Source organism: Kutzneria buriramensis, assembly GCF_003387475.1.
GTDB lineage: Bacteria > Actinomycetota > Actinomycetes > Mycobacteriales > Pseudonocardiaceae > Kutzneria > Kutzneria buriramensis.
This window is the reverse complement of the sequence record NZ_QUNO01000002.1, coordinates 706,856-731,798: the sequence shown is the minus strand read 5'-3', so window position 1 is coordinate 731,798 and position 24,943 is coordinate 706,856. Positions and strand designations below refer to the sequence as shown.

The 24,943-nt window shown below is 70.5% G+C and carries 23 protein-coding genes; 11 read left to right on the top strand and 12 right to left on the bottom strand.

All coding sequences use genetic code 11. The features are described from left to right. Positions 1 to 12 precede the first annotated feature (12 nt). Genes ligD through BCF44_RS07970 form a run of 3 tightly spaced genes read right to left on the bottom strand, consistent with a single transcriptional unit; the run spans position 13 to position 3,667 of the window. Entirely contained in the window at positions 13 to 999 is a 987-nt protein-coding gene (gene ligD, locus BCF44_RS07980) for a non-homologous end-joining DNA ligase (RefSeq protein WP_116173465.1), read from the bottom strand. Continuing rightward, on the bottom strand, positions 996 to 2,063 hold the full coding sequence (locus BCF44_RS07975) for an ATP-dependent DNA ligase (RefSeq protein WP_211352928.1): 1,068 nt from the start codon (positions 2,061 to 2,063) through the stop codon (positions 996 to 998). The genes ligD and BCF44_RS07975 overlap by 4 nt, the downstream gene beginning before the upstream one ends. Before the next feature lie 50 nt (positions 2,064 to 2,113). Then, on the bottom strand, positions 2,114 to 3,667 hold the full coding sequence (locus BCF44_RS07970; RefSeq protein ID WP_116173464.1) for a rhamnogalacturonidase: 1,554 nt from the start codon (positions 3,665 to 3,667) through the stop codon (positions 2,114 to 2,116). 149 nt (positions 3,668 to 3,816) lie between these two features. On the opposite strand from BCF44_RS07970, the gene BCF44_RS07965 reads away from it, so the two are divergent. The 4 genes from BCF44_RS07965 (at position 3,817) to BCF44_RS07950 (ending at position 8,251) form a co-directional block, all read left to right on the top strand. Further along, positions 3,817 to 4,602 (top strand): polysaccharide lyase family 7 protein, encoded by a 786-nt coding sequence (locus tag BCF44_RS07965; RefSeq protein ID WP_170217389.1) that lies wholly within the window; start codon positions 3,817 to 3,819, stop codon positions 4,600 to 4,602. Between the two features lie 58 nt (positions 4,603 to 4,660). After that, on the top strand, positions 4,661 to 6,700 hold the full coding sequence (locus BCF44_RS07960) for a WD40 repeat domain-containing protein (RefSeq protein ID WP_170217388.1): 2,040 nt from the start codon (positions 4,661 to 4,663) through the stop codon (positions 6,698 to 6,700). Further along, positions 6,697 to 7,347 (top strand): class I SAM-dependent methyltransferase, encoded by a 651-nt coding sequence (locus BCF44_RS07955; protein ID WP_246014882.1) that lies wholly within the window; start codon positions 6,697 to 6,699, stop codon positions 7,345 to 7,347. Before BCF44_RS07960 ends, BCF44_RS07955 begins: the two co-directional genes overlap by 4 nt. A gap of 154 nt (positions 7,348 to 7,501) precedes the next feature. Next, positions 7,502 to 8,251, top strand: a complete 750-nt coding sequence (locus BCF44_RS07950; protein WP_170217387.1) for a phosphotransferase — start codon at positions 7,502 to 7,504, stop codon at positions 8,249 to 8,251. Here the strand turns inward: BCF44_RS07950 and BCF44_RS07945 are convergent. Beyond that, positions 8,218 to 9,375 (bottom strand): cytochrome P450, encoded by a 1,158-nt coding sequence (locus BCF44_RS07945; RefSeq protein WP_116173460.1) that lies wholly within the window; start codon positions 9,373 to 9,375, stop codon positions 8,218 to 8,220. The genes BCF44_RS07950 and BCF44_RS07945 overlap by 34 nt on opposite strands. Positions 9,376 to 9,478: 103 nt before the next feature. Here BCF44_RS07945 and BCF44_RS07940 point away from each other — a divergent pair, with 103 nt between their 5' ends. Next, positions 9,479 to 11,620 carry an FUSC family protein gene (locus tag BCF44_RS07940; RefSeq protein WP_116173459.1) on the top strand — a complete coding sequence of 714 codons (2,142 nt, stop codon included), beginning with the start codon at positions 9,479 to 9,481 and terminating at the stop codon, positions 11,618 to 11,620. A gap of 3 nt (positions 11,621 to 11,623) precedes the next feature. Here the strand turns inward: BCF44_RS07940 and BCF44_RS07935 are convergent, their stop codons facing one another. After that, a complete protein-coding gene (locus BCF44_RS07935) occupies positions 11,624 to 13,429 on the bottom strand; it encodes a transglycosylase domain-containing protein (RefSeq protein WP_116173458.1) in 1,806 nt (601 codons plus the stop codon). Positions 13,430 to 13,468: 39 nt separating this feature from the next. Beyond that, positions 13,469 to 14,446, bottom strand: coding sequence for a sigma-70 family RNA polymerase sigma factor (locus BCF44_RS07930; protein WP_116173457.1), 978 nt, complete (start codon positions 14,444 to 14,446; stop codon positions 13,469 to 13,471). A gap of 66 nt (positions 14,447 to 14,512) precedes the next feature. Here BCF44_RS07930 and BCF44_RS07925 point away from each other — a divergent pair, with 66 nt between their 5' ends. Further along, positions 14,513 to 15,073 carry a DinB family protein gene (locus tag BCF44_RS07925; protein WP_116173456.1) on the top strand — a complete coding sequence of 187 codons (561 nt, stop codon included), beginning with the start codon at positions 14,513 to 14,515 and terminating at the stop codon, positions 15,071 to 15,073. A 59-nt stretch (positions 15,074 to 15,132) separates the two neighbouring features. Here BCF44_RS07925 and BCF44_RS07920 read toward each other — a convergent pair whose 3' ends face one another. Together BCF44_RS07920 and BCF44_RS07915 are read right to left on the bottom strand one after the other, a co-directional pair. Continuing rightward, on the bottom strand, positions 15,133 to 15,873 hold the full coding sequence (locus BCF44_RS07920) for a S1 family peptidase (RefSeq protein ID WP_170217386.1): 741 nt from the start codon (positions 15,871 to 15,873) through the stop codon (positions 15,133 to 15,135). A 162-nt stretch (positions 15,874 to 16,035) separates the two neighbouring features. After that, positions 16,036 to 16,491, bottom strand: a complete 456-nt coding sequence (locus BCF44_RS07915) for a group II truncated hemoglobin (RefSeq protein ID WP_116173454.1) — start codon at positions 16,489 to 16,491, stop codon at positions 16,036 to 16,038. Between the two features lie 162 nt (positions 16,492 to 16,653). Between BCF44_RS07915 and BCF44_RS07910 the strand changes: the two genes are divergently transcribed. Both BCF44_RS07910 and lpxA read left to right on the top strand, forming a co-directional pair. Continuing rightward, complete coding sequence (locus BCF44_RS07910; protein WP_211352927.1) at positions 16,654 to 17,286, top strand: TetR/AcrR family transcriptional regulator; 633 nt, start codon at positions 16,654 to 16,656, stop codon at positions 17,284 to 17,286. Positions 17,287 to 17,339: 53 nt separating this feature from the next. Further along, positions 17,340 to 18,050, top strand: coding sequence for an acyl-ACP--UDP-N-acetylglucosamine O-acyltransferase (lpxA, locus tag BCF44_RS07905; RefSeq protein WP_211352926.1), 711 nt, complete (start codon positions 17,340 to 17,342; stop codon positions 18,048 to 18,050). 18 nt (positions 18,051 to 18,068) lie between these two features. Here the strand turns inward: lpxA and BCF44_RS07900 are convergent, their stop codons facing one another. Next, positions 18,069 to 19,961 carry a Na+/H+ antiporter gene (locus BCF44_RS07900; RefSeq protein ID WP_116173610.1) on the bottom strand — a complete coding sequence of 631 codons (1,893 nt, stop codon included), beginning with the start codon at positions 19,959 to 19,961 and terminating at the stop codon, positions 18,069 to 18,071. 82 nt (positions 19,962 to 20,043) lie between these two features. Here BCF44_RS07900 and BCF44_RS07895 point away from each other — a divergent pair, with 82 nt between their 5' ends. Further along, positions 20,044 to 20,811, top strand: coding sequence for an alpha/beta fold hydrolase (locus tag BCF44_RS07895; RefSeq protein ID WP_116173452.1), 768 nt, complete (start codon positions 20,044 to 20,046; stop codon positions 20,809 to 20,811). Here the strand turns inward: BCF44_RS07895 and BCF44_RS07890 are convergent. Beyond that, positions 20,808 to 21,266, bottom strand: coding sequence for a cupin domain-containing protein (locus tag BCF44_RS07890; protein ID WP_116173451.1), 459 nt, complete (start codon positions 21,264 to 21,266; stop codon positions 20,808 to 20,810). The genes BCF44_RS07895 and BCF44_RS07890 overlap by 4 nt on opposite strands. A 93-nt stretch (positions 21,267 to 21,359) precedes the next feature. On the opposite strand from BCF44_RS07890, the gene BCF44_RS07885 reads away from it, so the two are divergent. Continuing rightward, positions 21,360 to 21,950 (top strand): TetR/AcrR family transcriptional regulator, encoded by a 591-nt coding sequence (locus BCF44_RS07885; RefSeq protein ID WP_116173450.1) that lies wholly within the window; start codon positions 21,360 to 21,362, stop codon positions 21,948 to 21,950. Positions 21,951 to 22,086: 136 nt separating this feature from the next. Here the strand turns inward: BCF44_RS07885 and BCF44_RS07880 are convergent, their stop codons facing one another. Next, positions 22,087 to 22,599 carry a GNAT family N-acetyltransferase gene (locus tag BCF44_RS07880; RefSeq protein ID WP_116173449.1) on the bottom strand — a complete coding sequence of 171 codons (513 nt, stop codon included), beginning with the start codon at positions 22,597 to 22,599 and terminating at the stop codon, positions 22,087 to 22,089. A 175-nt stretch (positions 22,600 to 22,774) separates the two neighbouring features. On the opposite strand from BCF44_RS07880, the gene BCF44_RS07875 reads away from it, so the two are divergent. Continuing rightward, a complete protein-coding gene (locus BCF44_RS07875) occupies positions 22,775 to 24,421 on the top strand; it encodes a GMC oxidoreductase (RefSeq protein ID WP_116173448.1) in 1,647 nt (548 codons plus the stop codon). 37 nt (positions 24,422 to 24,458) lie between these two features. On the opposite strand, the gene BCF44_RS07870 is transcribed toward BCF44_RS07875, so the two are convergent. Continuing rightward, positions 24,459 to 24,938 (bottom strand): carboxymuconolactone decarboxylase family protein, encoded by a 480-nt coding sequence (locus BCF44_RS07870; RefSeq protein ID WP_116173447.1) that lies wholly within the window; start codon positions 24,936 to 24,938, stop codon positions 24,459 to 24,461. Positions 24,939 to 24,943 lie beyond the last annotated feature (5 nt).

The window sequence follows — 24,943 nt, the reverse complement described above, 5'->3', positions numbered from 1 at the left end:
GGCAGGAGGTTCTCAGCTCTCGATCGGACGGGCCCGGCTCGGCGCAACCCTCGGCGGCTCGTTCGGCATCTTCGGGTACACCGGCGGCCACGGGGCATCCATCAGCCCGGCGGCCATGTCCCGTTCCGACCGCGCCAGCAGCGGCTCCAGGGACTGCGGCTCGGAGTTCATCCCCGCCCAGGCGTCGCCCTGCTCCGCCACCAGTGATGGCACCGTCTGGATGGTCAGGGCATCCGGATCGACGGTCTCCAGCCGGTCCCACCCGATCGGCATCGACACCTGCCCGCCGACCCGCGGCCGCGCGCACCAGGCGCCGAAGACGGTCTTGTGCGGGGCGTTCTGGTTGAAGTCGACGAACACCCGCTGCCCGCGCTCCTCCTTCCACCACTTGGCGGTGATCAGCGCGGGGTGCCGGCGCTCGAGTTCCCGGGCCAGCGCCACGGCGCCGGCCCGCACCTGGTAGCCGTCCCAGCGCTCCGCGAGCCGCACGTAGATGTGCAGGCCACGCGAACCGGTGGTCTTCACGTACGCCTTGATGCCGTCCTCTGCAAGGAAATCCCGCACCAGTAGCGCCGCCTCGACGATCTGCGGGAAGGCGATCCCCGGCGACGGATCGAGGTCGATGCGCAGCTCATCGGTCACCGACGGATTGGCGGCATGGATGGGCCACACGTGAAAGCCCAGGCAGCCCATGTTCACGGCCCACAGCACGTGCGCCAGGTCGGCGGCCACCAGGGCGTCGCTGGTGGTGCCGTTCGGCGTCGACACGACCGTCGTCTGGAGCCACGACGGCGCGGACTTGGGCACCCGCTTCTGGAAGAACGACTTCCCGCCGGCGCCCTCCGGATAGCGCTCCATCAGCAGCGGCCGCCCGCGCACGGTCGCCAGGAACGGCTCGGCGACGGCCTGGTAGTACCGCACCAGGTCCAGCTTGGTCGCCCCGATCTTGCCGAAGAACACCTTCTCCGGATGGGTGATCTCCACCCCCTCGACGATCATGACCCGAAGATCGCCTTCAGCTCCGCCGGCGCCACCTGGTCCAACTGCCCGTACGTGCACGACTCGGGCGTGCGGTCCGGCCGGAACCGCACGAGCCGCCCGCCGTGCCGCAGCCGCCCGGCCATCACGTGCTCGTACCGCACCTCGGCCACCAGCTCCGGCCGCAGCGGCTCCCAGCTCAGGTCCTTGCCCGCGCTCCACCGGCTCTGCCCGCCGGGCATCCGTCCGCCGGCATCGGCCTGCGCCTCCGCCCACCGCCGCCACGGATGCGTCTCCAAGGCGTTCTCCCGCAACGGCGCGAGCTCGTCCACCAGCTCCTTGCGTCGGGCGGCGGTCATGCTGCTGGCCACGCCGACGTGGTGCAGGGTGCCCTCGTCGTCGTACAGGCCGAGCAGCAGCGACCCGACGCCGTTGCCGTCCTTGTGCCAGCGGAAACCGGCCACCACGCAGTCGGCCGTCCGCTCGTGCTTGACCTTCCACATCACCCGCTTGTCCTGCTCGTACGGCAGGTCGCCGGGCTTGGCCATGACGCCGTCGAAGCCGGCGCCCTCGAACCGGGTGAACCAGTCGGCCGCCACGGCCGCGTCCCGCGTCAGCGGCGTGATGTGGATCCGGGCGAGGTCGCCGCCGATCACGCTCTCCAGCAGCTCCCGTCGCCGCGTGAACGGCTCGTCCATCAGGTTGTCGTCACCGAGCGCGAGCAGGTCGAAGGCGACAAAGCTGGCGGGCGTCTCCACCGCCAGCTTGCGCACGCGCGACGCCGCCGGGTGCAGCCGGTTCTGGAGCGTGTCGAAGTCCAGCCCGTCGCCGGTGACCACGATGATCTCGCCGTCCACCACGCACCGCGGCGGCAGCACCTCCAGCAGGAGGTCGACCAGCTCGGGAAAGTACCGGGTCAGCGGCCGGTCGTTGCGGGAGCCGAGCTCCACCTCGTCACCGTCGCGGAAGACGATGCACCGGAACCCGTCCCACTTCGGCTCGTACAGCAGTCCGTCGGCGACCGGCACCTCGTGCACGGCCTTGGCGAGCATCGGGCGCACCGGCGGCATCACTGGAAGGTCCACAGCCGGTCACGATAGGCCGTGACCGGCTGTATCGCCTGGTGACAGCGCTGTCAGAGCTCAGAGTGACCGGTCTGGTCGATCACCGTGTCCGCCACCGGTCGACTGGTGGTGACCCGGAAGTCGGTCACGTCGTCGAGCACGAACGTCGGCGCGGTCGGCGCCTTGTCCGCCTTGACGTGGTGGAAGTCGGCGTCGACGACGTCGCGCAGCGCGAACGCCGGCCGGGTGTCGACCTGCTCGTACCGCACCTCGACGTTGTCCAGCGTGAGGCCGTCGACGTGCCGGATGAAGAAGCCGTACGCCGGCAGCGTGCCGAACATGCTCGGCTCCGGGTAGGCGTTCTCGTTCTCCGGCGGGTTCTCCGGGACGCCGGTCATGGACAGCCCGCCGACCATGTGGTGGCGCACGTTGCTGATCCGCACGTCCTCGATCCGGTGGCCGGGAATGCCGGCGATCGCCGACGGGTAGCGCGGGTCGGCGTTGTGCGCGATGACGTTGGCGATGCTGACCCGGCGCAGCGTGCCGATGGGCAGCCCGGCCGGGCCGCGCATGCGGGAGCCGAGCCGGAAGAAGATCGGCATCTGCACGTTGCGCATGGTGATGTTGCTGACGGTGATGTCCTCGAGGCCGCCGCCGTCCACCGTCTCGAACGCCAGGCCCCGGCAGTACTCGAAGACGACGTTGGAGATGGCGATGTTCTTGAAGCCGCCGTTGGACTCGGTGCCGCACTTGATGCGCCCGGTGCGGCCGAAGGCGGCCGTCTTGAACGTGCCGTCCACCAGCGTGCCCAGGTCGTAGCCGCTGACCAGGCAGTTGTCGATGGTGACGTTCTCGGTGTCGCGGACCGTGCCCAGCGCGTAGGAGCTCTTGAGCACGATGGCGTCGTCGTTGGGCGAGTTGACCGTGGTGTTGGAGATCCGGACGTTCTTGCAGCAGTCGATGTCGATGCCGTCGCGGTTGGTGTCGATCACCACGTTGTCGATGCGGAAGTTGTCCACGCCGGTCGGCAGCACGCAGAAGTGCCCGCCGTTGACCATGGTGACGTCCCGGATCACCACGTTGCGGCACAGCTTGAGCGCGATGGCCTTGTTGCCCTGCAACGGCGCCGACTCCTGACTGCCGCCGCTGACCAGGCCCTTGCCGTCGATCGTGCCGGGGCCGCCGATGGTCACGTTGACCAGGTTCTCGCCCCAGATCAGGCTGTTGTGCCAGTGGCTGTGCCCGAAGTCCTGGTAGTTGTTGCCGGCGCCGGGCTGTTCGGCCGGGTCGTACCCCTGGCCGTTCGCCGGCGCCGCGGCCAGCAGTGTGGCGTTGAATCCCAGGTAGAGGGCCACGTTGCTCTTGAGGTGGACGGAGTAGCTGGCGTACGTGCCGGCCGGGAAGAACACCGTGCCGCCGTGCGCCGATGCCGCGTCGACGGCGCGGTTGATCGCCGCGGTGTCGATCGTGACCCCGTCGCCGCGGGCGCCGAACTCCTTGACGTCGAACAGCTTTCCCGACGGCCTGGCCGGTTCCGCGGATGCGGTGCCGGCCAGCGGCAGGGCCATCCCGGCCGCGCCGGCGGCCCCCAGCGTGACGATGCGACGACGACTCACCCGGTCCATGTGACGCAGGCTACAAACGTTTACATCGTGTTTCAATAGGCCGTTTGCAAGCGGTTGTTCATATCCGTGACAGGGCCTGAACCGGTTGCGGCCACAGCGCGTCGCACCTGCTCGTACCAGGGTGAAAGGCGGTTCACATGCTTGGACGAATGCCGGTCGGTCGTCGACGGGCGCTGATCGCGGCCGTGGCCGCGACGGCGGTGGTCGGGGCCGGCGCGTGGGGGATCTCGGCGGCGCAGGGCCCGGCTTCGGCGGCGGCCGGGGTGTCGCTGTCGGGTTTCACGCTGACGCTGCCGGTCGACTCCGCCGGCCAGCAGAGCGGCGCGGCGTCGACCGTCAGCCCGGCGAAGATCACCGCGCCGTGGCTGACGCGGAACGCCGACGGCAGCCTGACCTTCTTCGCGCCGACCAAGGGCGCGCACACGCCGCACTCGCCGCACCCGCGCACGGAACTGGTCAGCACCAACGACTTCAGCGCCGGCTCCGGCGCGCACACCATGACCGCCACCATGGTCATGCAGCAGCTGCCCAGCGCGCAGGACATCATCATCGGCCAGATCCACGGCGGCGGCCCGATCTCGTCCGTGCCGCTGCTGATGCTGCACTACCGGCACACCTCCGCCGACGCCGCCAATTCCGGCCGCGTCACGCTGACCGTACGCAAGAATCCGACCGTGCCCGGCAGCGACACCTCGACCGTGCTGACGAACGTGCCGATGAACGCGGCTTTCTCGTACACGATCACCGAGAACGCCGCCGGCTTCACCGTGACCGCCACCTCCGGCGGCCAGACCGGCAGGCAGACCGTGCCGCTGAACGCGTCGTTCAAGGGCAAGGACGTGCGGTTCCAGGTCGGTGACTACCAGCAGACGCCGGCCGACAACTCGCCCACCGACGGCGGGCGGCTGACCGTCAACGCGCTCACCGCCAACTGACGTCAACTACGCAGTTGTGCGTATGTCCCGGCCGCTGCGTCGCCGGGACAATGCCCGCGTGGCGTTGCACAGGATCGGTACGGCTCCAACGCCGCGACTGACGGAGACCTTCACCCTGCCGCTGCCCGACGGCGGCCTGCACAGCATCGTCGTGCTGCCCGACGGCGACACGTGCGTTGTGAGCGCCGAGAACGACGGCACGCTGTACCTGGTGTCGCTGGGGGAGGGGCGCGCCATCGACCGGCTGGTCGGACATTCCGGTCCCGTCAACAGTCTGGCGCTCGCCGACGCCGGTCGGCTGCTGCTGTCGGCGTCCGACGACGAGACGATTCGCGTGTGGGACACGAGGAGTTGGCGGACCGTCTTCGTGCTGGCCGGGCACAGTGGCTACGTTCGTGAGGTCGCCGGCCAGGGGCTGCGGGCGGTTTCCGGTGGCGAGGACCGGACCGTGCGGGTGTGGGACCTTTCGGACGGCACGTGCCTTGCGGTCTTCGACTCGCATGTGTCCAGTGTGGACCACGTGGCGGTCAGCCCGGACGGGATGACCGCCGCCTCCGCCGGCCGGGACAATCAGGTGCTGCTGTGGGATCTCGACGGTCTGCGCCTGTCCCGCGAGCTGTACGGGACCGACCAGTTCATTCGCGAGATGCCGGACCTCGAGTGGCTGGGCGACACGTGGATCCTTTGTGGTGCCAACGAAACCGGTCGAGGACACCAGGAGGCCCCGACCGCGCTGCACTTCGACGACTCGTCGCTGTACACCGCGGCCCACGAGATCATCCGGTGGGATCTTTCCTCCGGCTCCGAGGTGGCGCGTTTCCCCCGGCAGGGATACATCCGCACACTTGCCACCTTCCGCGACTTCGTTGCCGCCGGGTCGATGCACGGCGCTCGGGTCAGCCGTCCCGATGGGGAGTCCCTGGCCACCTTCGCCGTCGTCGACGGCAGCGTCGTCGACATGGCGTATCTGCCCGATGGGCAGTTGGTCACCGCCCACGAGCCCGGTTCGCTGAAGCTGTGGCCGGCCCTTGGCGGCGACGAACGGGATTCGGGGCGGCACAGGGGTTCCGTCACGGACCTCGTCGTGTCCGGCGACGGCACGCTGGCCGCGAGCGTCGGCCTCACCGGCGAGGTTCTGCTGTGGGACGTCGGATCCGGCACCCTGCTGGCCACCGTCGAGAGTCATGACGTGCCTTGTGAGCCCGTGTTCATGCCGTCGGGGCTGTTGGTCGTCGCCGAGCGTAGAAGGCTGCATCTGGTGTCCCGAAACGGGGATCAGCGCATTCTGGCTCCCGTCGACGGCATCGTCTCGCTGGCCGTGATCGACGACCAGTCGCTGCTCGTCGTGCTCTACGACAGCGCGCCCGAGGTCTGGTCCCTGGACGGTTCCCGGCGGCCGCTCGTCGGCGAGTTCGGCGGTGGCGGCAACTTCCACCCGTTGATCGCCGGCCGCTACGCCCTGGTGCCTTGTCTGTTACGGAAGGAGCATTCCCTCGTCGGCGGCGCCCCCGTCAGCGTCCTGGGCGTACGTGCCTTGCAGTGCTGGGATCTTGTCAGTGGCGAGCTCGTGTGGACCCTGCACGGCCGGATCACCGCCGAGCTCACGTGGGGCGTGTACGGCTGGGTCGTCCAGCTGGCCGACGGTGCCATCGTGACTACCCGCGAGGTCGGCGACGTCACCTCCCTCGCCGTGCTGGACGCCGCGACCGGCGAGACCCACCAGGAGTTGCCACTGCCGAAGGGCAGCGACCTCCCGTGCGTCGAGACCCTGGACGGCACCCTGTTGTTCGTCCACCACGACGAGCTGGTGAGCGGCGTCTGGGGCATCGACCCCGATGAGGACGTCCTCCTGCTCCGGCTCCAACTTCCGCGCTCGCGGGCGATTCGCCTCGTCCCGGACCGGAACCTGTTGATCCGGCTGGGTGACCGGGAGGTGTTCGCGCACCGGTTGAGCTCCGGCCGTGAGATCACTGCGGTTCGGCTGCCGGCGGACGGCCGGTGCCTCGCGGTCGCCGGCGACGGGGACGTTGTGGTGGTCGGCGATTCGGACGGCGGCATGCACTTCTTCCAGGCGCAGTGGGATAAAATCGACCAGTGAACCGGCTGCTCGACGACGCCGCGCTGGAACGATCGGCCGTGGTGGCCAACTGCGACATGAACCGCGAACGGCGGCTCGCCGCGTACGAGCGCGAACTGGGCATCGACATCGCCGGGCTGATCCAGGACCGGCTCGACCGCGGTATCGAGACCGTCAGGTGGCTGGATCTGTGCTGCGGCACCGGGTCGGCGCTGCTCGAATGCGCGCGGATGATCGACGACGAGCGGCTGCTCATCACCGGCGTCGACCTCGTGGACTTCTTCGCCGGGCCGGGACATCCCGGCGTACGGCTGGAAGTGGCGTCGGCGACCACCTGGACGCCGGCTGGCCAGTACGACCTGGTGACCTGTGTGCACGGTTTGCACTACGTGGGCGACAAGCTCGGGGTGCTGGCCGGCGCGGCGTCGTGGCTCGCCACCGACGGCCTGCTAGTGGCGAACCTGGACGTGGCCGGCGTACGGACGGGGCTCGGGCGCCGGCTGCCCACCGCTCTGCGTGCCAACGGGTTCGAGTACGACGGACGCCGGCGGCGGATCACGTGCCGAGGTCGGCGCGCGGTAAGACTGCCGTTTCGCTACCGCGGTGCGGACGATCGGGCGGGGCCGAACTACACCGGCCAGTCGGCGGTCAACTCGTACTACGTCTGATCTCAAGGAACGCGGTTCTGTCGGGCCGGTCGCCGCGGGTACCGAATATCATCGGCCGTTGCCGGTATGAGATGTTCGGGGGATCGCGTGGCGGAGGAGCAGCTGGTCGGCGGGGTCGACAACGCCGGACGGGTCGTCAGGGTGGGGGGACACGGTGCGTCGGCCCGGTGGACCGGCGGCGAGCCAGGTCCGACTGTTCCTGACGCACCTGGCCGAGGTCGGTTTCCATGGCTCGCCGCGCTTCCACCGCCTGGACGCGCAGGGCCGCGAGGTGCTCGACTTCCTCGACGGGGACGTGGCCGTCGAGCCGTATCCGGACTGGGTGGCCGACGCGGATCTGTTGCTCAGCATCGCTGCCCTGCAACGAGAACTGCACCACGCGTCGGCGGGGTTCGAACTGCCGCCGGGAATGCGGTGGCCGACGCGCCGGCTTCCGGCCGGCGCGCGGGGAAACCTCGTCTGCCACGCCGACCTGTGCCTGGAGAACGTCGTCGTCCGGGCCGGTCGTGCCGCCGCGTTCATCGACTTCGACCTCGCGACCCCGGCCAGCCCGCTGTTCGACATCGCCGTCGCCGCCCGTCACTGGATTCCGCTGCGCGACCCCGTGGACATCGCCGACGCCCGCGCCGACACCGACCTCGCCGGCCGGTTCCGTGCGTTCGCCGACGCCCACGACCTCGCCGCCGCGCAGCGCGAGCAGGTGATCGGGTTGCTGGCCGAGTTCCTGGACCAGGCGCTGGACAACACCCGCCGGCGGGCCACCCCGGCTTCGCGAAGATGTGGGCCGACGGGTACGAGAACCAGAACCGGCGGTCCCGGACCTGGCTGGACGGGAACCGGCGGCAGCTGGTCGGCCACGCCTGCTGAATGTCACCAGGCCACGGGCAGGGACTGGACGCCGTAGACGGGGCCGGTGGTGTGGAAGGGGATCTCCGCGGCGGGCACGGCCAGCCGCAGAGTGGGGAACCGCCGGAGCAGGGCGGGGAAGGCGATGGCCATCTCCAGCCGGGCCAGGGGTGCGCCGACGCAGTGGTGGATGCCGTGGCCGAACGCGAGGTGGGGGGTGGCGCGCCGGGTGAGGTCGAGGCGGTCGGGGTCGTCCACGACGGCGGCGTCGCGGTTGGCCAGGACGATGGAGCACACGACCAGTTCGCCGACGGAGAGGGTGTCGCCGCCGACGGTGACCTCGGCGACGACCTCCCGGGGCAGACCGAAGTGGACGACGGACAGGTAGCGGAGCAGCTCCTCGACGGCGCCCTCGACGGCGTCGGGGGAGTCGCGCATCACGGCCAGCTGCGCCGGATTCTCCAGCAGCAGCAGGGAACCCAGCCCGAGCATGTTGGACGTGGTCTCATGCCCGGCGATCAGCAGCATGTGGGAGACGCCGACGAGCTCGGCGAACGAGAGATCCGCGCCGTACAGGCGGATGAGTTCGCCGATGAGGTCGTCGCCGGGGGACGCCTGGTGCCGGGAGACGAGCTCGCGGAGGTACTCGGCCACCTCCTGGCCGACCTGGTTGCGCTCCTCCAGCGGCACGGCGAAGTCGAGCTGACGGGTGGTCAGCAGCTGGAACCGGTCCCGGTCCTCGTACGGCACGCCGAGCAGCTCGCAGATCACCAGCGACGGCACGGGCAGGGCGAAGGTGGACACGAGGTCCGCGCCGGGCCCGGCGGCGGCCAGGGCGTCGAGTGCGGAATCGACGATCGTGACGATCCGGGGCTGGATGGCGCGCATCCGCCGCAGGGTGAACTCGGGCGCGATCATGCGCCGCAGCCGGGTGTGCTCGGGCGGGTCGTAGCCGAGGATGAAGCCGACGTCGGCGGACTCGGTGCCCTGCAGCCGCGTCTGGGCGCCGTTGCTGAACTCGACCGAGTTGCCGTACACGGCCCGCACGTCCTCGTGCCGCACGGCGAGCCGGGCGGGCCCGAACACCGAGGTGAACCGGGGTAAGCCGGGTTGGCCGGCCAGCTCGCGCAGCGCGGGCGACGGGTCGAAGCGGTCGCGGCTCATCTCGACGGGAGTGGTCATCGGGCGGCCCCCAGGTGCGCGCAGGACGGTCGGCTCATCGATCATTCTCGCTGACCGGCCGCTTGGCATATCGCTGACGTGGAACGGCAAATATGCTCGCCCGATGAACAGCTTGTGGTCGACTCCGGCCGCGCTGCGGGCTCTCCGCGCGACCCTGGTGGTGCCGGGCCTGTTCGCCTTCAGCTACGAGGTGCTGGGCGACCTCCAGGTGGCCACCTTCGCGGCCTTCGGCGGCTTCGCCACGCTGGTGCTGGCGGCCTTCGGCGGCCGGGCCCGTGACAAGATCGTCGCGCACCTGGGCCTGGCGCTGGCCGGCAGCGCCTTGATCGTCATCGGCACGGCGGTGAACACCTCGGTGCTGCTGGCGACCCTGGTGACGCTGCCGGTGGTGTTCCTGGTGCTGTTCGCGGGCGTCGGCGGCCCGAACGCGGCCTCGGGCAGCACGGCGGCGCTGCTGGCCTACGTGCTGCCGGCGGCCTCGCCGGGCACGATGGACATGGTCCCGGCCCGGCTGGCCGGCTGGTGGCTGGCCTCGATCGTCGGCACGCTCGCGGTGCTGGCGCTGTCGCCGAAGCCGCCGGGCGCGGCGCTGCGGCGAGCGGTGGCGACGAGCGCCCGAGCGCTGGCCGACCAGCTCGGCGCGGCGCTCAAGGGCGACCGCGACCCGAAGTGGCGGGAGCACTCGATCGAGTGCAAGCACAACCTGCTCAGCACGTTCACCGCGACGCCGTACCGGCCGACCGGCCTCGCGGCGGCCGACCAGGCGCTGGACAGCCTGGTCGGGCTGCTGGAGTGGTGCACGTCGGTGATCTGCGACAGCCTCCGCGAGTACGACGACCTGACGCACATCGACGAGGTGGAGCGCCGTCTGCTCACGGACACGGCGACGGTGCTGCGGGACGTCGCGGCGGTGCTGGACGGCGAGCCGACCAAGCCGGAGCTGGACTGCCTGGAGCGCAGCCTCGCGGACAGCGTGGAGCACCTGCGCCGGCTGCGCAGCGACAGCGCCGGCTTCGGGGCGGCGGTGCACCTGTCGTTCCACGCGCGTACGGCGGCGGTCGCCGCGCACACCGCGCTCGCGGACGCCCTGATCGCCTCGCACCAGGCCGACCCGTCGATCGTGTCCCGCGGGCGGCGGCGCTGGTTCGGCACGGCCCCGGCCCAGAGCGAGAGCCGTCTCGCGGGCCTGACGACGGTCACCAACCTGGTGTCACGGCACGCCAACCTGCGGTCGGTGTGGTTCCTGAACAGCGCACGAGGCGCGATCGCGCTGGCGGTCGCGGTCGCGGTGGCGGACCTGACGGGCGTGGAGCACGGCTTCTGGGTGGTGCTCGGCACCCTCTCGGTGCTGCGCACGAACGCCGCGTCGACCGGGTCCACGGCGCTGCGGGCCCTGCTCGGCACGGTCGCCGGCTTCGTCATCGGCGCGGTGCTGCTGCTGGCCATCGGGTCCAGCACCGCCGCGCTGTGGACGGCGCTGCCGCTGGCGGTGCTGGTCGCGGCCTACGCTCCGGGCGTGCTGCCGTTTGCCGCCGGTCAGGCCGCCTTCACGGTGGTCGTGTCGGTGCTGTTCAACCTGCTGGTGCCGGCGGGCTGGCAGATCGGCGTGGTGCGGATCGAGGACGTGGCGATCGGCTGCGCGGTGAGCTTCCTGGTCGGCGTGCTGTTCTGGCCGCGCGGCGCGGGCTCGCTGGTCGCCGACGACCTCGCGGACGCCTTCCGCACCGGCGGCCTGTACCTGTCCGACGCGGCCCACTGGGCGCTGGGCCTGCGCCCGGAGTCGCCGCCGGCCTCGGCGGCGATCGCCGCCGGCATCCGCCTGGACGAGGCGCTGCGCGGATTCCTCGCCGAGCAGGGGGCCAAGCGGGTGCCCAAGGAGTACCTGTGGCGGCTGGTCGCCGGGGCGCTGCGGGTCCGGCTGACGGCGCACTCGCTGGCCGGGCTGCCCGCGGCGGCGGGCGACCCCGACCCGCTCAGGGTGACGCTGGGCGACCACGCGGGGCAGGTCGCGGCCTGGTTCGACCACCTCGCGTCCCGCCTGGACCGCACGGACCACGGCGACGTGCCGATGCTCGCGCCGCCGCAGCTGCGCGAGCCGGTGCTGCCCAACGGCACGACCGTCTCGGACCTGTCCACCGCGCTGTGGGTGCGCGAGCACCTGGAGCACGTGACGCCGCGGCTGACCGAGCTGGTGGAACCGGCCGGCGTGGTGGCGGCGCAGCGCCACCAGCCCTGGTGGCGCTGACCGCTAGAACTGGGTCGCCGGCTTGTCCCGCAGGTAGGAGTTCATGTACTGCTGCCAGATGCCGGTGGGCACGGCCACGCTCTCCTGCATGGAGGCGAGGTCCTTGCGATGACCCACCCACACGGCCGTGACCACCTGGGGCGTGTAGCCGACGGTCCACGCGTCGGAGTTGTTCGGCGTGTCGAGGAACTCGGTGACGCCCGCCTTGGACGCCACCGGGCGGCCGCCGTCCAGGCCGGGGCCGGTGAGCAGCGACTGGGTGATCAGCTGGGCCTGCGCCGGGTCGAAGGCCTGCTTGGGCTTGAACGAGTCGGCGGCGCGGGAGTCGAAGACCGTGCGGCCGCCGGCGGAGGCGATGTTGTTGATGAAGTGCGCCGGCGTGTACTTGCCGTTCGCGGCGAACGTGGCGTAGGCCTGCGCGACGTCCCGCGGCCGCACCGGGTAGGCGCCCGAGCCGACGGCGTCGGTCGGGCTCGAATTCGGGCCGGGCGAGACCAGCGCGGGGCCGGTCTTCCCGCCGATGGTCTGGGTGGTGGCGACCCCCGCGTCGAACGCGGCCTTGACGACGTTGGCCGGCCCGATGTCGTCGGTCATCTTGTAGAAGACGGGGTTGTTCGAGTTCTTCATGGCGTCGGCGACCGTGCACTGCGGCCCGCAGTCCGTGCCGCCGAAGTTCTTGATCACCACGCCGCCGATGGTCTGCGGGCTGGTGCCGTTGTACGGGGTGGCCAGCGTGACCTGCGGGTTGGAGGTGCGGATCGCGGCGGCCAGCACCAGCGGCTGGAACGTGGGGCCGGGCTGGGCGGCGGTGTCGGCGGTGTCCGGCATGGCCTGCTCGGGGTTGTCGCCGCCGAACCAGGAGATGATCGCGCCGGTGGCCGGGTTGATCGCCACCAGCGCGTCGCCGACGTCCGGGTCCGCCGACCGCAGTGACCCGGCGGCCTGCTCGGCCAGCGTCTGGGCCTTGCGGTCGATGGTGGTGTAGATCTGGGCGCCCTCGTGCCGCAGCGCGTCCTCGTCCAGGCCCTGCTGCTTGGCCTCGGCCAGCACCTGCCGAACGATGAACGACTGCGCCGGCGGCAGCGACCCGGTGACCGGCGCGATCGTCTTCGGCGGCGTCGGGTACTTGGCCCGCTCGTCCTGGCCGAGCCAGTCGTTGGCGACCATCCGGTCCAGCACGTGCGTCCACTGCTGCTTGGTCCAGGTCGCGTCCTCGTCCTTGGCCGGCTGGTCGATGCAGCCGGCCAGGAAGGCCGCCTCGGACGCGTCGAGCTGGTCGAGCTTCTTGCCGAAGTACTGCTGCGCGGCGGCCTGGATGCCGTACGCGCCGCGACCCATGTAGACCAGGCTCAGGTAGGCGGCGAGGATGTCGTCCTTGGACTGCTGCCGGCCCAGCTTGATCGACCGCACCAGCTGCGTCCACTGGTCGGGCAGCGACCGCGCGTCGTCGCCGGTGGCCAGCCGCACGAACTGGGTGGTGATGCCGCCCAGGCCGATGTTGGTCTCGAAGCCCTCGTCCTCGGCCGCCTCCACGGCGTGCCGGACGACCGGCGGGACCTGGGCGATCTGCACGACGGTGCGGTTGCCGCCGCCGCTCGGGCCGATGGTGGTCATCACCGAGCCGTCGGTGTAGAAGAGGGTCACGGTCTGCTGCATGTCGCTGACGGACTTGGGGTCCGGCGCGCTCACCACCGCGTAGGTGATGCCGAACGCGATGAGCGGGATGGCGACGACAACCGCGGCCACCACGTACCCGAACCGGCGCACCCGACGCCAGTTGATGTCGGAATGCGCGGCTTCCTCGTTCACGCCGGAGTACCCCCTCACGTTCAAACAGCGACATGTCTATCAGTTGGGTGTGAGACGGCCGTCAGGCGGTGGTTCCCCGGCCAGCGCGTTCGGCAGGCTGAACAGCGCGAAGTGCTCGGCGCCGAGGAACGAGGTCAGCGCGGCGATCCGGTCGTCGCGCAGCGTCAGCACCGTGACGGACCAGGCCAGATGGGGTCCGTCGCCGTCGCGCCGCAGGTAGAAGGCCACGGCCGGCTGCCCGTTGGCCGTCACGGCCAGGTGCCGCCAGCTGCCGCACGAGGCCAGCGGCACCCGCGTCGCGAAGTCCATCACCGCGTCGACGCCCGCGTACCACTCTCTCAGCGGCGGCATCGCCCAGGTCACGTCCTCGGTGAGCAGCGCCAGCAGCGCGTCGGCGTCGCCGCGTTCCAGCGCGCCCGCGTACTCGGCGACGATCTCGCGGACCCGCGCGTCCCCGATCTTCCGCAACGCCTGCTGCTGGCTGGGCTCCGGGATGTCGGCGGCCCGGGCCCGTTGCAGGGCGCTGTTCACCGACGCGGTGGAGGTGGCCATCACCTCGGCGATCTCCGCGGCGGAGAAGCCCAGCACCTCGAACAGCAGCAGCGCCGCCCGCTGGTTGCCGGGCAGGTGTTGCAGCGCCGCGACGAACGCCAGCTCCACGGCCTCGCGCTGCTCGTACCGCGCGTCCGGGTACGGCCCCAGCCACGCCGCCTCCTCGTCGAAGTCCATCGGCAGCGCGCGGCGGGCGCGGGCCTCCACCAGGTCCAGGCACGTGCGGGTGGCGACCTTGTACAGCCACGACCGCAGCGAGCTGCGGCCCTCGAAGCCGGACAGTCCCTTCCACGCCCGTAACAACGCGTCCTGGAGGGCGTCGTCGGCGTCGTGGGCCGAGCCCAGCATGCGGTAGCAGTGCGCGTGCAACTCCCCGCGCAGCGGCCGCACGAGTCGTGTGAACGCGGCGTCGTCGCCGGCCCTGGCGGCGGCCAGGTCGGGGTCCGGTGGAGAAATCTCGCTCACGCCGATGATTGTGCCGGAGCGCGGCGGTCTCTCTTGTCGAACGCGTTTCAAGGAGAGGAAACCGGCGTGAAAGACGATCTTCACCGCTATCTGAGGGACGCCCGCGAGGCGCTGCTGTGGAAGCTGGACGGCCTGGTCGAGCGGGATGTCCGCCGACCGCTCACGCCCACCGGAACGAACCTGCTGGGGCTTGTCAAGCACCTCACCACGGTCGAGCTGCTCTACCTCGGCATCGTGTTCGACCGGCACCCCGCGGACCCGGTTCCGTGGCTGCGACAGGGGTTGGAGCCGAACACCGACATGTGGGCGACGGCCGACGAGTCCCGGGACTACATCGTCGAGGCGTATCGCGCGGCCTGGCGGCACGCCGATGCCACCATCCACGCGCTGGACGCGGAAGATCTCGGCACGGTGGTGTGGTGGCCGGAGCAGCGGGCGACGCTGCACCGGGTGCTGACGCACGTTCTCGCCGAGACGCAACGCCACCTCGGGCACGCGGACATCGTGCGGGAGTTGGTGGACGGGACCGTGGGACTCAAGCCCGGCAACGATTTCATGCCGCCGTGGGACCAGCGGTGGTGGCGGGAGTACATCACGCGGCTGGAGACGGTGGCGGACAAGGCCTGATGCGGTGGAGGGGGCTTTCCCTGCGTTGAATGCAGGAAAGCCCCCTTCCCTGTGGAAAGTCAGCCCGAGATGGTCGACTTGATCCAGGACGAGATCGCCGGGGCGGTCGCGTCGCCGTAGATGGACTTGGTCTTGCCGCAGGTGTCGGCGCCGGGGCCGTCCGCGCCGCGGCTGTCCGAGCCGACGAGCATGCCGTTGACCACGGCGGGGCCGCCGGAGTCGCCGTAGCAGTCACTGGCCGACACGGTGGTGGAGAAGCACAGTTCGACGCTGCCGACGATGCCGCCGCAGCTGCTGTCGCTCGCGGTGGTGGTGGTCAGCGACCGCAGCGTGGAGCTCATCGGGCCGCAGCCCTGGGTGCCGCAGGTCTGGCCGAAGCCGTACAGCGTGACCTTGCTGCCGACGGCCGGCGAGCTGCTGGCGATCTGGATCGGCGTCTGGGTCACCGGCGCGGTCAGCTTGTACAGCGAGAAGTCGTAGCCGTCGCCGTTGTACTTGGGGTTCTTGACCCACTTCGAGACCTTGGCGAGGGTGCCGCCGCTGTTGAGGTTCTTCGAGCCGATGCGGATCTGCGTCGCGCCGTCGCAGTGCCCGGCGGTGAGGACCCACTGCTTGGCCACGAGTTCGCCGCTGCACCACATGCCGGAGCTGTCGCCGACCGCGGCCGCCCACGACGGGGCCGAGCTGACGGTGCCGCCGCCGACGATGTTCGGCGTGCTGGCGGCCTGCGCGGGGGCCGTGAGGCCGAGCAGCGCCAGCGCCAGGCCGGCGACGGTGGCGGAAAGCCTGCTGATCTTCAAGGGGCACGCCTCCAGGGACCGGTGGCGCCGGGCGGGTGTCAGGGATCCCGTGCGCCACAAGCGGATGGTGCGACCCAAGGTAGAAGTGGATCACCGTCGGCGGGCAGAGCCGAAAGTCGGGAATTTCGGACGTCTCCGACTACCGGTTGACGCGCCGGCGCGTCAACCCGCCGAAAGTCCGTCCCACGTCCAGTGCGGCATCGGGGCGTCGGCCGGCAGCACGCTGTCCATGGGCGCGTACACCAACACGTCGGCGACGGCCCATTCCATGTACGCCTTCATCGCCGCGCGGAACGCCGGATCATCGGGCATTCCGACGTCGTCCATCGCCGCGACGAAACACGCCACGAACCGCCGACCCAAGTCGTCCATCGGACCGTTGTGGGCGTGCATGCGCAGCACACCTAGATGATCGCCGGCGGTGGTCGAGTAGGTCGGCGGCCCGCCCAGCACCTCCGCCCAGTAGGCGGCCAGTCGCGCTACGTGCTGCGGGTGCTGGTCGGGGTGGGAGAAGGGATGGTTGAGCTCGGGATCCGTTAGGCAGCGCCGATGATGCGCATCGGCCAGCGCGAGGAAGGCCGCCTCGCCGCCGGCGAACTCGTAGAGGCTGGGACGCATCCGTCCAGCCTCGCACGGTCGGCCGGAGTCCGTAATGGAGTTCACTCGGCCAGTGTGGATCGGTACACCGGGTCACTTTCGACGGTTTCGTCTGCCCGGCCGGTCCCCCGAGGGCGATTCATGTGATTGCATCTGTGCCTCACCACCGGAAGGGAAACGGGGATGTCCATCGAGCAGCGGCGCCCGGTCCGGCGCACGATGCTGCTGCCGGCCGAGGCGGAGATCCTGCGCCGCGGCCTGGACGCGTTCGCCGAGCTGGGCTACGAGGCGACTTCCGTGCGGGAACTGGGCAATCGGCTCGGTGTCAGCCACAACTTCGTCAACGACCGCTACGGCTCCAAGGCCGCCTTCTGGCAGGCGGTGGTGGACTTCGCGCTGTCGGAGTCCCGGCGGCGGCTGGATCCCGTGCTGGTGCAGGAGGTCGGCGATCCGGCGGAGCGGCTCGCGGCGATCGTCCGGCGCTTCTACCAGATCGCGATCCGCAACCCGCAGTTGAGCCGATTGACGGCGTACGAAGGGACAAGGGATTCAGCCCGGTTGGACTATCTGTACGACCGGTTCCTGCACCCGATCCTGCTGATCTGCGAGCCCTCGGTGGACGAACTCGTTGCCGCCGGCCGGATGCGCCGCGTGCCGCTGTTCGAGCTGTACGCCCTGGTCGCCGGCCCGATCGCGATCCTCACCCAGGGGCCGCTGGGCCGCCGGTTCCGTGCCGAACCGGTGACCGAGCGGGAACTCACCGCGACCGCGGACTCCTTGGCCACCATGGTGATGTCCGGTCTGCTGCGCGACTGACCCGTGCGATGATGGCCGCCGGGGTGATGCTCGGCCGGGGGTGAGGTCAGTTGGTGCATGTCCATCCGTCGGCCGTCGTCGCGCCCGAGGCCGAGCTGGCCGACGACGTTGTCATCGGTCCCTACGCGGTGGTGCACGGCTGCGTGCGCCTGGCCGCGGGCGTGCGCGTGGACGCGCATGCCGTGCTGGGCGGGGATCCCCAGGACCTGACCTTCACCGGCGGCCCCACGACGCTGGAGGTCGGGGCGGACACGGTGATCCGCGAGGCCGCGATCGTGCACCGCTCAACCAGTTCGACGCCGACCCGGATCGGGGCCGGCTGCTTGATCATGGGGCAGGTGCATGTCGCGCACGACTGCCAGATCGGCGACGGCGTGATCGTGTCGCAGGCGGTGTCGCTGGGCGGGCACGTGACCGTGGACGACGGCGTGGTCGTCGGCAGCATGACCGCCGTGCACCAGCACGTGCGCATCGGCCGGCAGGCCGTGGTCGGCGCGATGTCCAAGGTGACGCGGGACGTGCTGCCGTTCTGCGGTGTGGAGGGCAATCCCGCGTCGCACCGCGCGCTGAACGTGGTGGGGCTGCGGCGTTCCGCCATGCCGCCGGAGGACTACCGCGCGCTGCGGCGCGTGTTCGAGCTGTTACGCGACGGGCATGAGCTGGACTCGTGGTCCGAGGGGCCGGTCGCGCAGGTGGTCGAGTTCCTCGCCGGTCCGTCGCGGCGCGGGATCAGCCCGTTCCGGCCGGCCGGCGAGGCCGTGTGAGATCCACTGCGGACGGTACTAACCGAGCTGCTTGTCCACGAAGCACCAGCGCCAGCTCTCGCCGGGCTCGTAGCTGCGCATCACCGGGTGCCGGGTGTCGCGGAAGTGCTTGTCGGAGTGCTTGCCCACCGACGAGTCGCAGCACGCGACGTTGCCGCACTTCAGGCACATGCGCAGGTGCACCCAGGTGAGGCCCTCCTCGACGCAGGCGGCGCAGCTGTCGCCGCTGCTCGGCTCGACGTCCTTCCATTCGTGGGCAAGGTGTTTGCACGCACCGGCCAGCGAGGCGGGGGCGCGCAGCTCGCGGTCGGTCTCGGCCGGCTCGTCGTCGTCCCGGTCCAGCATGGACTCCTCGATGTCGAGGCGCTCCAGCACGCGGCGCAGCACGACGTCGTCGGCCATGCCGTTGTCGCGGGCCTTGAGGCAGTGTTCCCGTTCCACAGCAAGGAGTTCCAGCCGCAGCCGGCGGTAGGCGTCGCTGGGCGTCTCGACGAGCGCGCTCTGCCGGCCCAGCTGCTCCCACGCGGCGTCGGTACGGCCCTGGAGCCGGTCGCGCAGCCGCTGCACAACCTCCGGCGGGTCGTCGTCGGTGCTGATCTCGTCCAACTTGACCAGGGCGACGCGGACCATGTCGTGCAGGAGTGCGGCTTCCTGCAAGGCATCCTGCGCCGGGTCGGGGCCGGGCAGGCCCATGCGGCGCACCAGCATCGGCAGCGTCGTGCCCTGAAGGATCAGGGTGCCGGCCACCACGACGAAGGCACAGAGCACCAGCACGACCCGCTGCGGTGTGCCGGGCTGCAGCACGAACGCGGCGGCCAGCGTCACGACGCCGCGCATGCCGGCCCAGCCGATGACCACGGAATACCGCCAGGGCCAGGCTTTCCGCTTCTTACGGAGGCCCAGCCGGGTGAGGATCCGCTTCTCGGCGGCTACGCCCATCAGCCACACCAGCCGCGTCACGATGGTCGCCGCCAGCACGGCCGCGCAGATCAACGTGAGCATGCCGACCGACAGGCCGCTGCGGCCGACCTCGGTGAGGATGCGGCGGAGCTGGAGGCCGATCAGCAGGAAGACGCTGTTCTCCAACAGGTATTGCACGGTCTGCCAGTTGTGCCGGCTGGCCGTGCGGGCCGATCCCGACAGCACGCGGGGCGACCGGTGGCCGAGCATCAGGCCGGCGATCACGACCGCCAGCACGCCCGAGCCGTGCACGGACTCGCCGAGCAGGTAGGCGGCGAACGGCACCGCGAACGACAGCGCGGTGTCGGCGACCGGCTCGGTCAGCTTGAGGCGGACGAACGAGGCGACGTAGCCGACGACCGCGCCGGCGACGGCGCCGCCCACCGCGGCGAGCACGAAGTCCAGGCCGACGTTCCACAGCGAGATCGCGCCGGTGATGGCCGCGACGCTGGTGCTCAGCGCCACCAGCGCGGCGGCGTCGTTGAACAGGCTCTCGCCCTCCAGCAGCCGCACCATCTTGCGGGGCATAGCGACCCGGCGGGCGACGGCGGTCGCGGCGACGGCGTCCGGGGGAGCGACGATGGCGCCCAGCGCGAAGCCCGCCGCCAGCGGCAGGCCGGGGATCACCAGCCAGGCGACGACGCCGACGCCGGCCGCGGTGAACAGGACGAGACCGACCGACAGCACGGCGATCGGGCCGCGCAGGCGGCGGAAGTCCACCAGGGACGTCTGGATCGCCGTCGAGTACAGCAGCGGCGGCAGCAGGCCGACCAGCACCACCTCGGGATCCAACTGGTAGTCGGGGACGCCCGGCACGAACGAGGCGACGACGCCGACCACGATCAGGCACAGCGGGGCCGACCAGTCCAACCTCCGGGCGACCGCCGTGACGGCCAGCACCGCCACCACCAGGCCCACAATCTCCGCCGCGATGTCCACGGCGGAAATCATCACACGGATGCCATCGTGAGAGGGGACTTGCATGACGTTGCTACTCTCGTGAGAGTCAACTCTTACGAAGGAGCTCCAGCGCATGACTTCACGGCTGTTCGACCTCGGCGACGACCTCACAGTGGCCGTCGACCAGCGCGAGGGCGCTGGCCGGCCCGCGCTCGTGCTGCACGGCGGCGCCGGGCCGCGCTCGGTCGCCGGCCTCACGCTGCCCGGCGACCCGACCGTGCTGACGCCGACCCACCCCGGCTTCGACGGGCAGCCCCGGCCGGCGTGGTTCGACACCATCGGCGACCTGGCCGTCGCCTACCTCGACCTGCTCGACGTGCTGGACCTCGACGAGGTGCTGGTCGTCGGCAGCTCCATCGGCGGCTGGATCGCCGCCGAGATGGCCCACCGCGACACCCGCGGCCGCATCGGCGGATTAGTGCTGCTCAACGCCGTCGGGGTCGACCCGGCGCGCGGCGAGCTGACCGACACCCGCAAGCTCAACCCCGCCCAGCTCGGCGAGCTCGCCTTCGTGAACCCGGCGCTGCGCCTCGACCCGTCCACGCTGACCGAGGAGCAGCGGGCGGTGGGGCTGGCCAACCAGCAGACGCTCGCCGTGTACGCCGGCGAGCCGTTCATGTACGACCCGAAGCTGCGGCACCGCCTGCGCCGGGCGCAGGCGCCGGCGCTGGTCGTGTGGGGCGAGCAGGACGGGATCGCCTCCGTCGACTACGGCCGTTCCTATGCGGAGGCCTTCCCTCAGGGGCGGTTCGTGCTCGCGCCCGGCGCCGGGCACTTCCCGCACATCGAGGCGGCCGCGCTGACCGCGGCCGCCATCGACGAGTTCCAGCGGGGGCTCTAGGCGAAGTCGGTGGCCGGGGTGGTGGCGTAGCGGCTCATCACCTCGGCCGTGGCCGCCGGCGTCAGCACGCCGTTGCGGGCGAGGGTTTCGCGTAAGTCGCGGAAGTACTGGACGTAGAGGTCCGGCGTGAAGGTGTTGAGCATGACGGCCGGTTCGTCGCCCGGGTTGGCGAAGGTGTGCGGGGCGCCCGGCGGCACCATCACGAGCGTGCCCTTCGGGGCGTCGTGGACCTGGTCGCCGACGGTGAAGCGGACCTGGCCGGAGACCACGTAGAAGCCCTCGTCGTGCTCGGCGTGCCGGTGCTGCGGCGGGCCGTCGCTGTGCGGGGCGAGGGTGATCTCGCCGATGCCGAGCCGGTGCGCGGTGACGCTGCCGTCCTCCAGGATGCGCATCCGGGCCGGGCCCAGCTCGATGACCTCGCCGCCGTCCGGGCCGGTGATCGCCACGTCGGTCATGTCCGCTCCTTCGTGAGAATTGACTCTCACAACGCTAGAGCAGTGTCGTCAGCTCGTACAAGTGGGCTCTCATCATCGGGGTAGGCTTCGCTCATGACGTCGGAGACCGGCCGGGTCAACCAGAAGCTGCGGACCCGCACCGCGATCGTGCAGGCCGCCGCGGAGCTCAGCCGCACCGGCCGCGAGGTGAGCATGCCCGAGGTCGCCCGGGCCGCGCTGGTGTCGGAGGCGACGGCGTACCGCTACTTCCCGGACCTGGCCAGCCTGCTGCGCGAGGCCATCGCCGGGCAGCTGCCCAGCCCCGAGGAGGCGCTGGCCCCCGTCGCCCACTCCGACGACCCGGTGGTCCGCGTGGCCGCCGCCACCGAGTTCCTGCTCCGACACGTCCTCGCCCGCCAGGGCGTGGTCCGGGCCATGATCGCCGCCACCATCACCCGGCCCGAGCAGGCCCAGGCCCGCCCCGGCATGCGCTTCGGCCTCATCGACTACGCCCTCGCCCCGCTCGCCGGCACCCTCGGCGGCCGCGACCCCGAGGCGCTGCGCCAGCTCAAGAACGACCTCGCCGTGGTCGTCGCCGCCGAGGCCCTGTTCTCCCTCACCGACCTGCACGGCATGCCCGCCGAAGCCGCTATCGCCAGCATCGTGCACACCGCCACCACCCTCACCCGCGCCGCCCTGACCTGACCCCCGCGAGTCGCGCTCTGGGACACACCGAAATCCGGTTTCCGGCACACGGCGACCACTTCACCGCCCCGAACTCCACGTCAGTGGTCTGCCCCAAACGCACATTCGGTGTGCCTGAGAGCGCGACTCGCGGGGGTCAGAAGGTGCGGTCGAAGGGGGTGGCGTAGGTGAAGGTGCCTCGGATCGTGGGGGAGTAGGCGGTCAGGGGCCGCACCTGGAAGTGTGGCTGCCACTCGGCGACCGGCGGCCGGATGCCGAACTCGTCGCTGAGGCGGAAGCCGAACCGGTGGTAGTAGGCGGGATTACCCAGTAGTGCCACCAACGGTTCGTCCAACGCGTCGGCGGCGCCGATCACGGCGTGCACGAGGGCGCTGCCGACGCCGCGGCGCTGGTGTGATGGATGAACGCTCAACGGACCCAATCCCAGCGCGGCGAATTCGCCGACCCGGGCGCGGGTGGCCACCACGTGGCCGACAATCGCGCCGCCATTGTCCGTGGCGACCAATGACAACGTCGGCAGCCAGCCCGGGTCGACACGCAACTCGTCCACCAATGGCGCCTCGATCCGGGCGCCGGTGTCGGGAAACGCGGCGGCGGTGACGGCGTGGACGGCCGCGATGTCATCAGGGGTCTCGCGTCGGATGAACATGCCGTCACGTGTAGCCGCCGAAGGCGGCCGCGGCAACCGAAATACACCGTCGCATTTGATCAGTCCGAAATGGACGACCATTCGCCCGACCGGAAGTTACTCGCCGGTACGGAGTGACTAACGGCGCGTCAAGAAGTATAACTTGTTCTAATCCCTCAACGGTGAGGAAGATCACATGAGCGATGAATCCCTGTATGGCAACGCTTCCAGCCGGTTCTCGCGTCGGTCCTTCATCGCTGGAACTGGTTCTATCTTAGGGGCCGTCGCCCTGGGCGGCCCCGCCCTCGCGGCGACCAGGACGGCCGCCACGGCGACGAGCGGTCCCATCCAGTCCGGCGCGCACGTGCCGGTGCTGGTCATCGGCACCGGATACGGCGGCTCGGTCGCGGCGCTGCGCCTCGCCCAGGCCGGCGTGGACGTGCAGATGGTCGAGATGGGCATGGCCTGGGACACCCCGGGCGCCGACGGCAAGATCTTCGCCAACACCACCAACCCGGACGGCCGCTCCTACTGGCTGCGCACCCACACCAAGCAGCCGCTGAGCAACTTCCTCGGCTTCCCCATCGACCGGGAGATCCCTCTGTACACGGGGATCCTGGACGCCGAGGAGTTCGCCGGCATCACCGTCTACCAGGGGCGGGGCGTCGGCGGCGGATCACTGGTCAACGGCGGCATGGCGGTCACGCCGAAGCGGGAGAATTTCCCTGCCATCCTCCCGTCCGTCAACGTCGACGAGATGTACAACACCTACTACCCGCGGGCCAACACCAACCTCGGCGTCGGTCTGATCGACCCGGCCTGGTTCGACACCACCGACTGCTACCAGTACGCCCGCGTCGGTCGCAAACAGGCCCAGCGCTCGGGTTTCCCGTTCGTGTTCGTGCCGGACGTGTACGACTGGGACTACATGAAACAGGAGGCGCTGGGCACCGTCCCGAAGTCGGCGCTGGCCGGAGAGATCCTGTACGGCAACAACTACGGCAAGAAATCCCTCCAGAAGACCTACATCGCGCAGATCCGCGCGACCGGCAAGGTGAACATCTCACCGCTGCACAAGGTCACGTCGGTCGCCCCGGCGGTCGGCGGCGGCTACACCGTGCAGATCGACCAGATCGACACCACCGGCAACACCACGACCACCAAGACCGTGCTGGCCGACAAGGTGTTCTTCGCCGCCGGCAGCGTCGGCACCAGCAAGCTGCTGACCATGTTGAAGGCCACCGGAAAGCTGCCCAACCTGAACGGCCAGATCGGCCAGGGCTGGGGCGACAACGGCAACGTCATGGTCGGCCGGGCCAACTGGTGGTGGGACGCGACGGGTTCGCTCCAGGCCTCGATTCCCTGCGGCGGCATCGACAACTGGGCCGCGGGCGGCGCGTTCGCCGAGGTCGCCCCGCTGCCCACCGGCATCGAGACGTACGCGTCGTTCTACCTGAGCATCACCAAGAATCCCAACCGCGCCCAGTTCTCCTGGAACGCGGCCACCAACAAGGTCGACCTGAGCTGGCAGCAGGCCTGGAAGCAGCCGGGCATCGACATGGCCCGGTCCATCTTCGACAAGATCAACGCCACCGAGGCGACCGTCTACCGCAGCGATCTGTTCGGCGTCAACAAGATCTGGGGCGACCTGCTCACCTACCACCCGCTGGGCGGCGCCGTGCTGAACAAGGCCACCGACAACTACGGGCGCCTGCAAGGGTATTCCGGCCTGTACGCGATCGACGGCTCGCTGATTCCCGGCAACACCAGCGTCAACCCGTTCGTCACCATCACGGCACTGGCGGAACGCAACATCGAGAACATCATCGCCCACGACCTGTGAGCGCGAGCCGGGGCCGTCGCCGACGACCCCGGCACCGTCAGTGGTTCGGCAGCACGCACACCGCGTCGATGCCCAGCACGTGGTTGAGCCGCCCGAACGCGAGCCACGCGCCCAGGCTCATGGTCAGCTCGACGATCTCCCTCTGACTGTAGTGCTCGGACATCCGTGTCCAGAACTCCTCGTCCAGGTTGTGGTGGTCCAGCGCGTACCGCTCGGCGTACTCGGCGGCCAGCCGGGTGCGCTCGTCGAACGCCTCGGTGGTGCGCCAGTTCGTGACCGCGTCGGGGAAGTCGTCCTCCACCTTGACGCCGTCCCGGTCGGTCCGCCAGTCCAGGCAGAACAGGCACCCGTTGATCTGGGCGATCCGCAGCCGCGCGGCCTCGAACTCCCGCAGCCCCAACGTGGTGTGCTGGTACACCGACAGCGAGAAGGCCGCGGCGGAGGTGCCGATGCCGGGCACCATCTCGCCCCACACGTAGCCGATCGCGTCCTTGCCCGCCGGGATGTCGATGTTCATCGCAG

What these genes read in the sequence shown, in the direction of transcription:
- BCF44_RS07870 (WP_116173447.1), bottom strand. Translation starts at nt 24,938, where the DNA reads ATGAACATCGACATCCCGGCGGGCAAGGACGCGATCGGCTACGTGTGG.
- ligD (WP_116173465.1), bottom strand. Translation starts at nt 999, where the DNA reads ATGATCGTCGAGGGGGTGGAGATCACCCATCCGGAGAAGGTGTTCTTC.
- BCF44_RS07900 (WP_116173610.1), bottom strand. Translation starts at nt 19,961, where the DNA reads ATGATTTCCGCCGTGGACATCGCGGCGGAGATTGTGGGCCTGGTGGTG.
- BCF44_RS07940 (WP_116173459.1), top strand. Translation starts at nt 9,479, where the DNA reads ATGAACAGCTTGTGGTCGACTCCGGCCGCGCTGCGGGCTCTCCGCGCG.
- BCF44_RS07910 (WP_211352927.1), top strand. Translation starts at nt 16,654, where the DNA reads ATGTCCATCGAGCAGCGGCGCCCGGTCCGGCGCACGATGCTGCTGCCG.
- BCF44_RS07915 (WP_116173454.1), bottom strand. Translation starts at nt 16,491, where the DNA reads ATGCGTCCCAGCCTCTACGAGTTCGCCGGCGGCGAGGCGGCCTTCCTC.
- BCF44_RS07970 (WP_116173464.1), bottom strand. Translation starts at nt 3,667, where the DNA reads ATGGACCGGGTGAGTCGTCGTCGCATCGTCACGCTGGGGGCCGCCGGC.
- BCF44_RS07895 (WP_116173452.1), top strand. Translation starts at nt 20,044, where the DNA reads ATGACTTCACGGCTGTTCGACCTCGGCGACGACCTCACAGTGGCCGTC.
- BCF44_RS07880 (WP_116173449.1), bottom strand. Translation starts at nt 22,599, where the DNA reads ATGTTCATCCGACGCGAGACCCCTGATGACATCGCGGCCGTCCACGCC.
- BCF44_RS07945 (WP_116173460.1), bottom strand. Translation starts at nt 9,375, where the DNA reads ATGACCACTCCCGTCGAGATGAGCCGCGACCGCTTCGACCCGTCGCCC.
- BCF44_RS07885 (WP_116173450.1), top strand. Translation starts at nt 21,360, where the DNA reads ATGACGTCGGAGACCGGCCGGGTCAACCAGAAGCTGCGGACCCGCACC.
- BCF44_RS07965 (WP_170217389.1), top strand. Translation starts at nt 3,817, where the DNA reads ATGCCGGTCGGTCGTCGACGGGCGCTGATCGCGGCCGTGGCCGCGACG.
- BCF44_RS07875 (WP_116173448.1), top strand. Translation starts at nt 22,775, where the DNA reads ATGAGCGATGAATCCCTGTATGGCAACGCTTCCAGCCGGTTCTCGCGT.
- BCF44_RS07890 (WP_116173451.1), bottom strand. Translation starts at nt 21,266, where the DNA reads ATGACCGACGTGGCGATCACCGGCCCGGACGGCGGCGAGGTCATCGAG.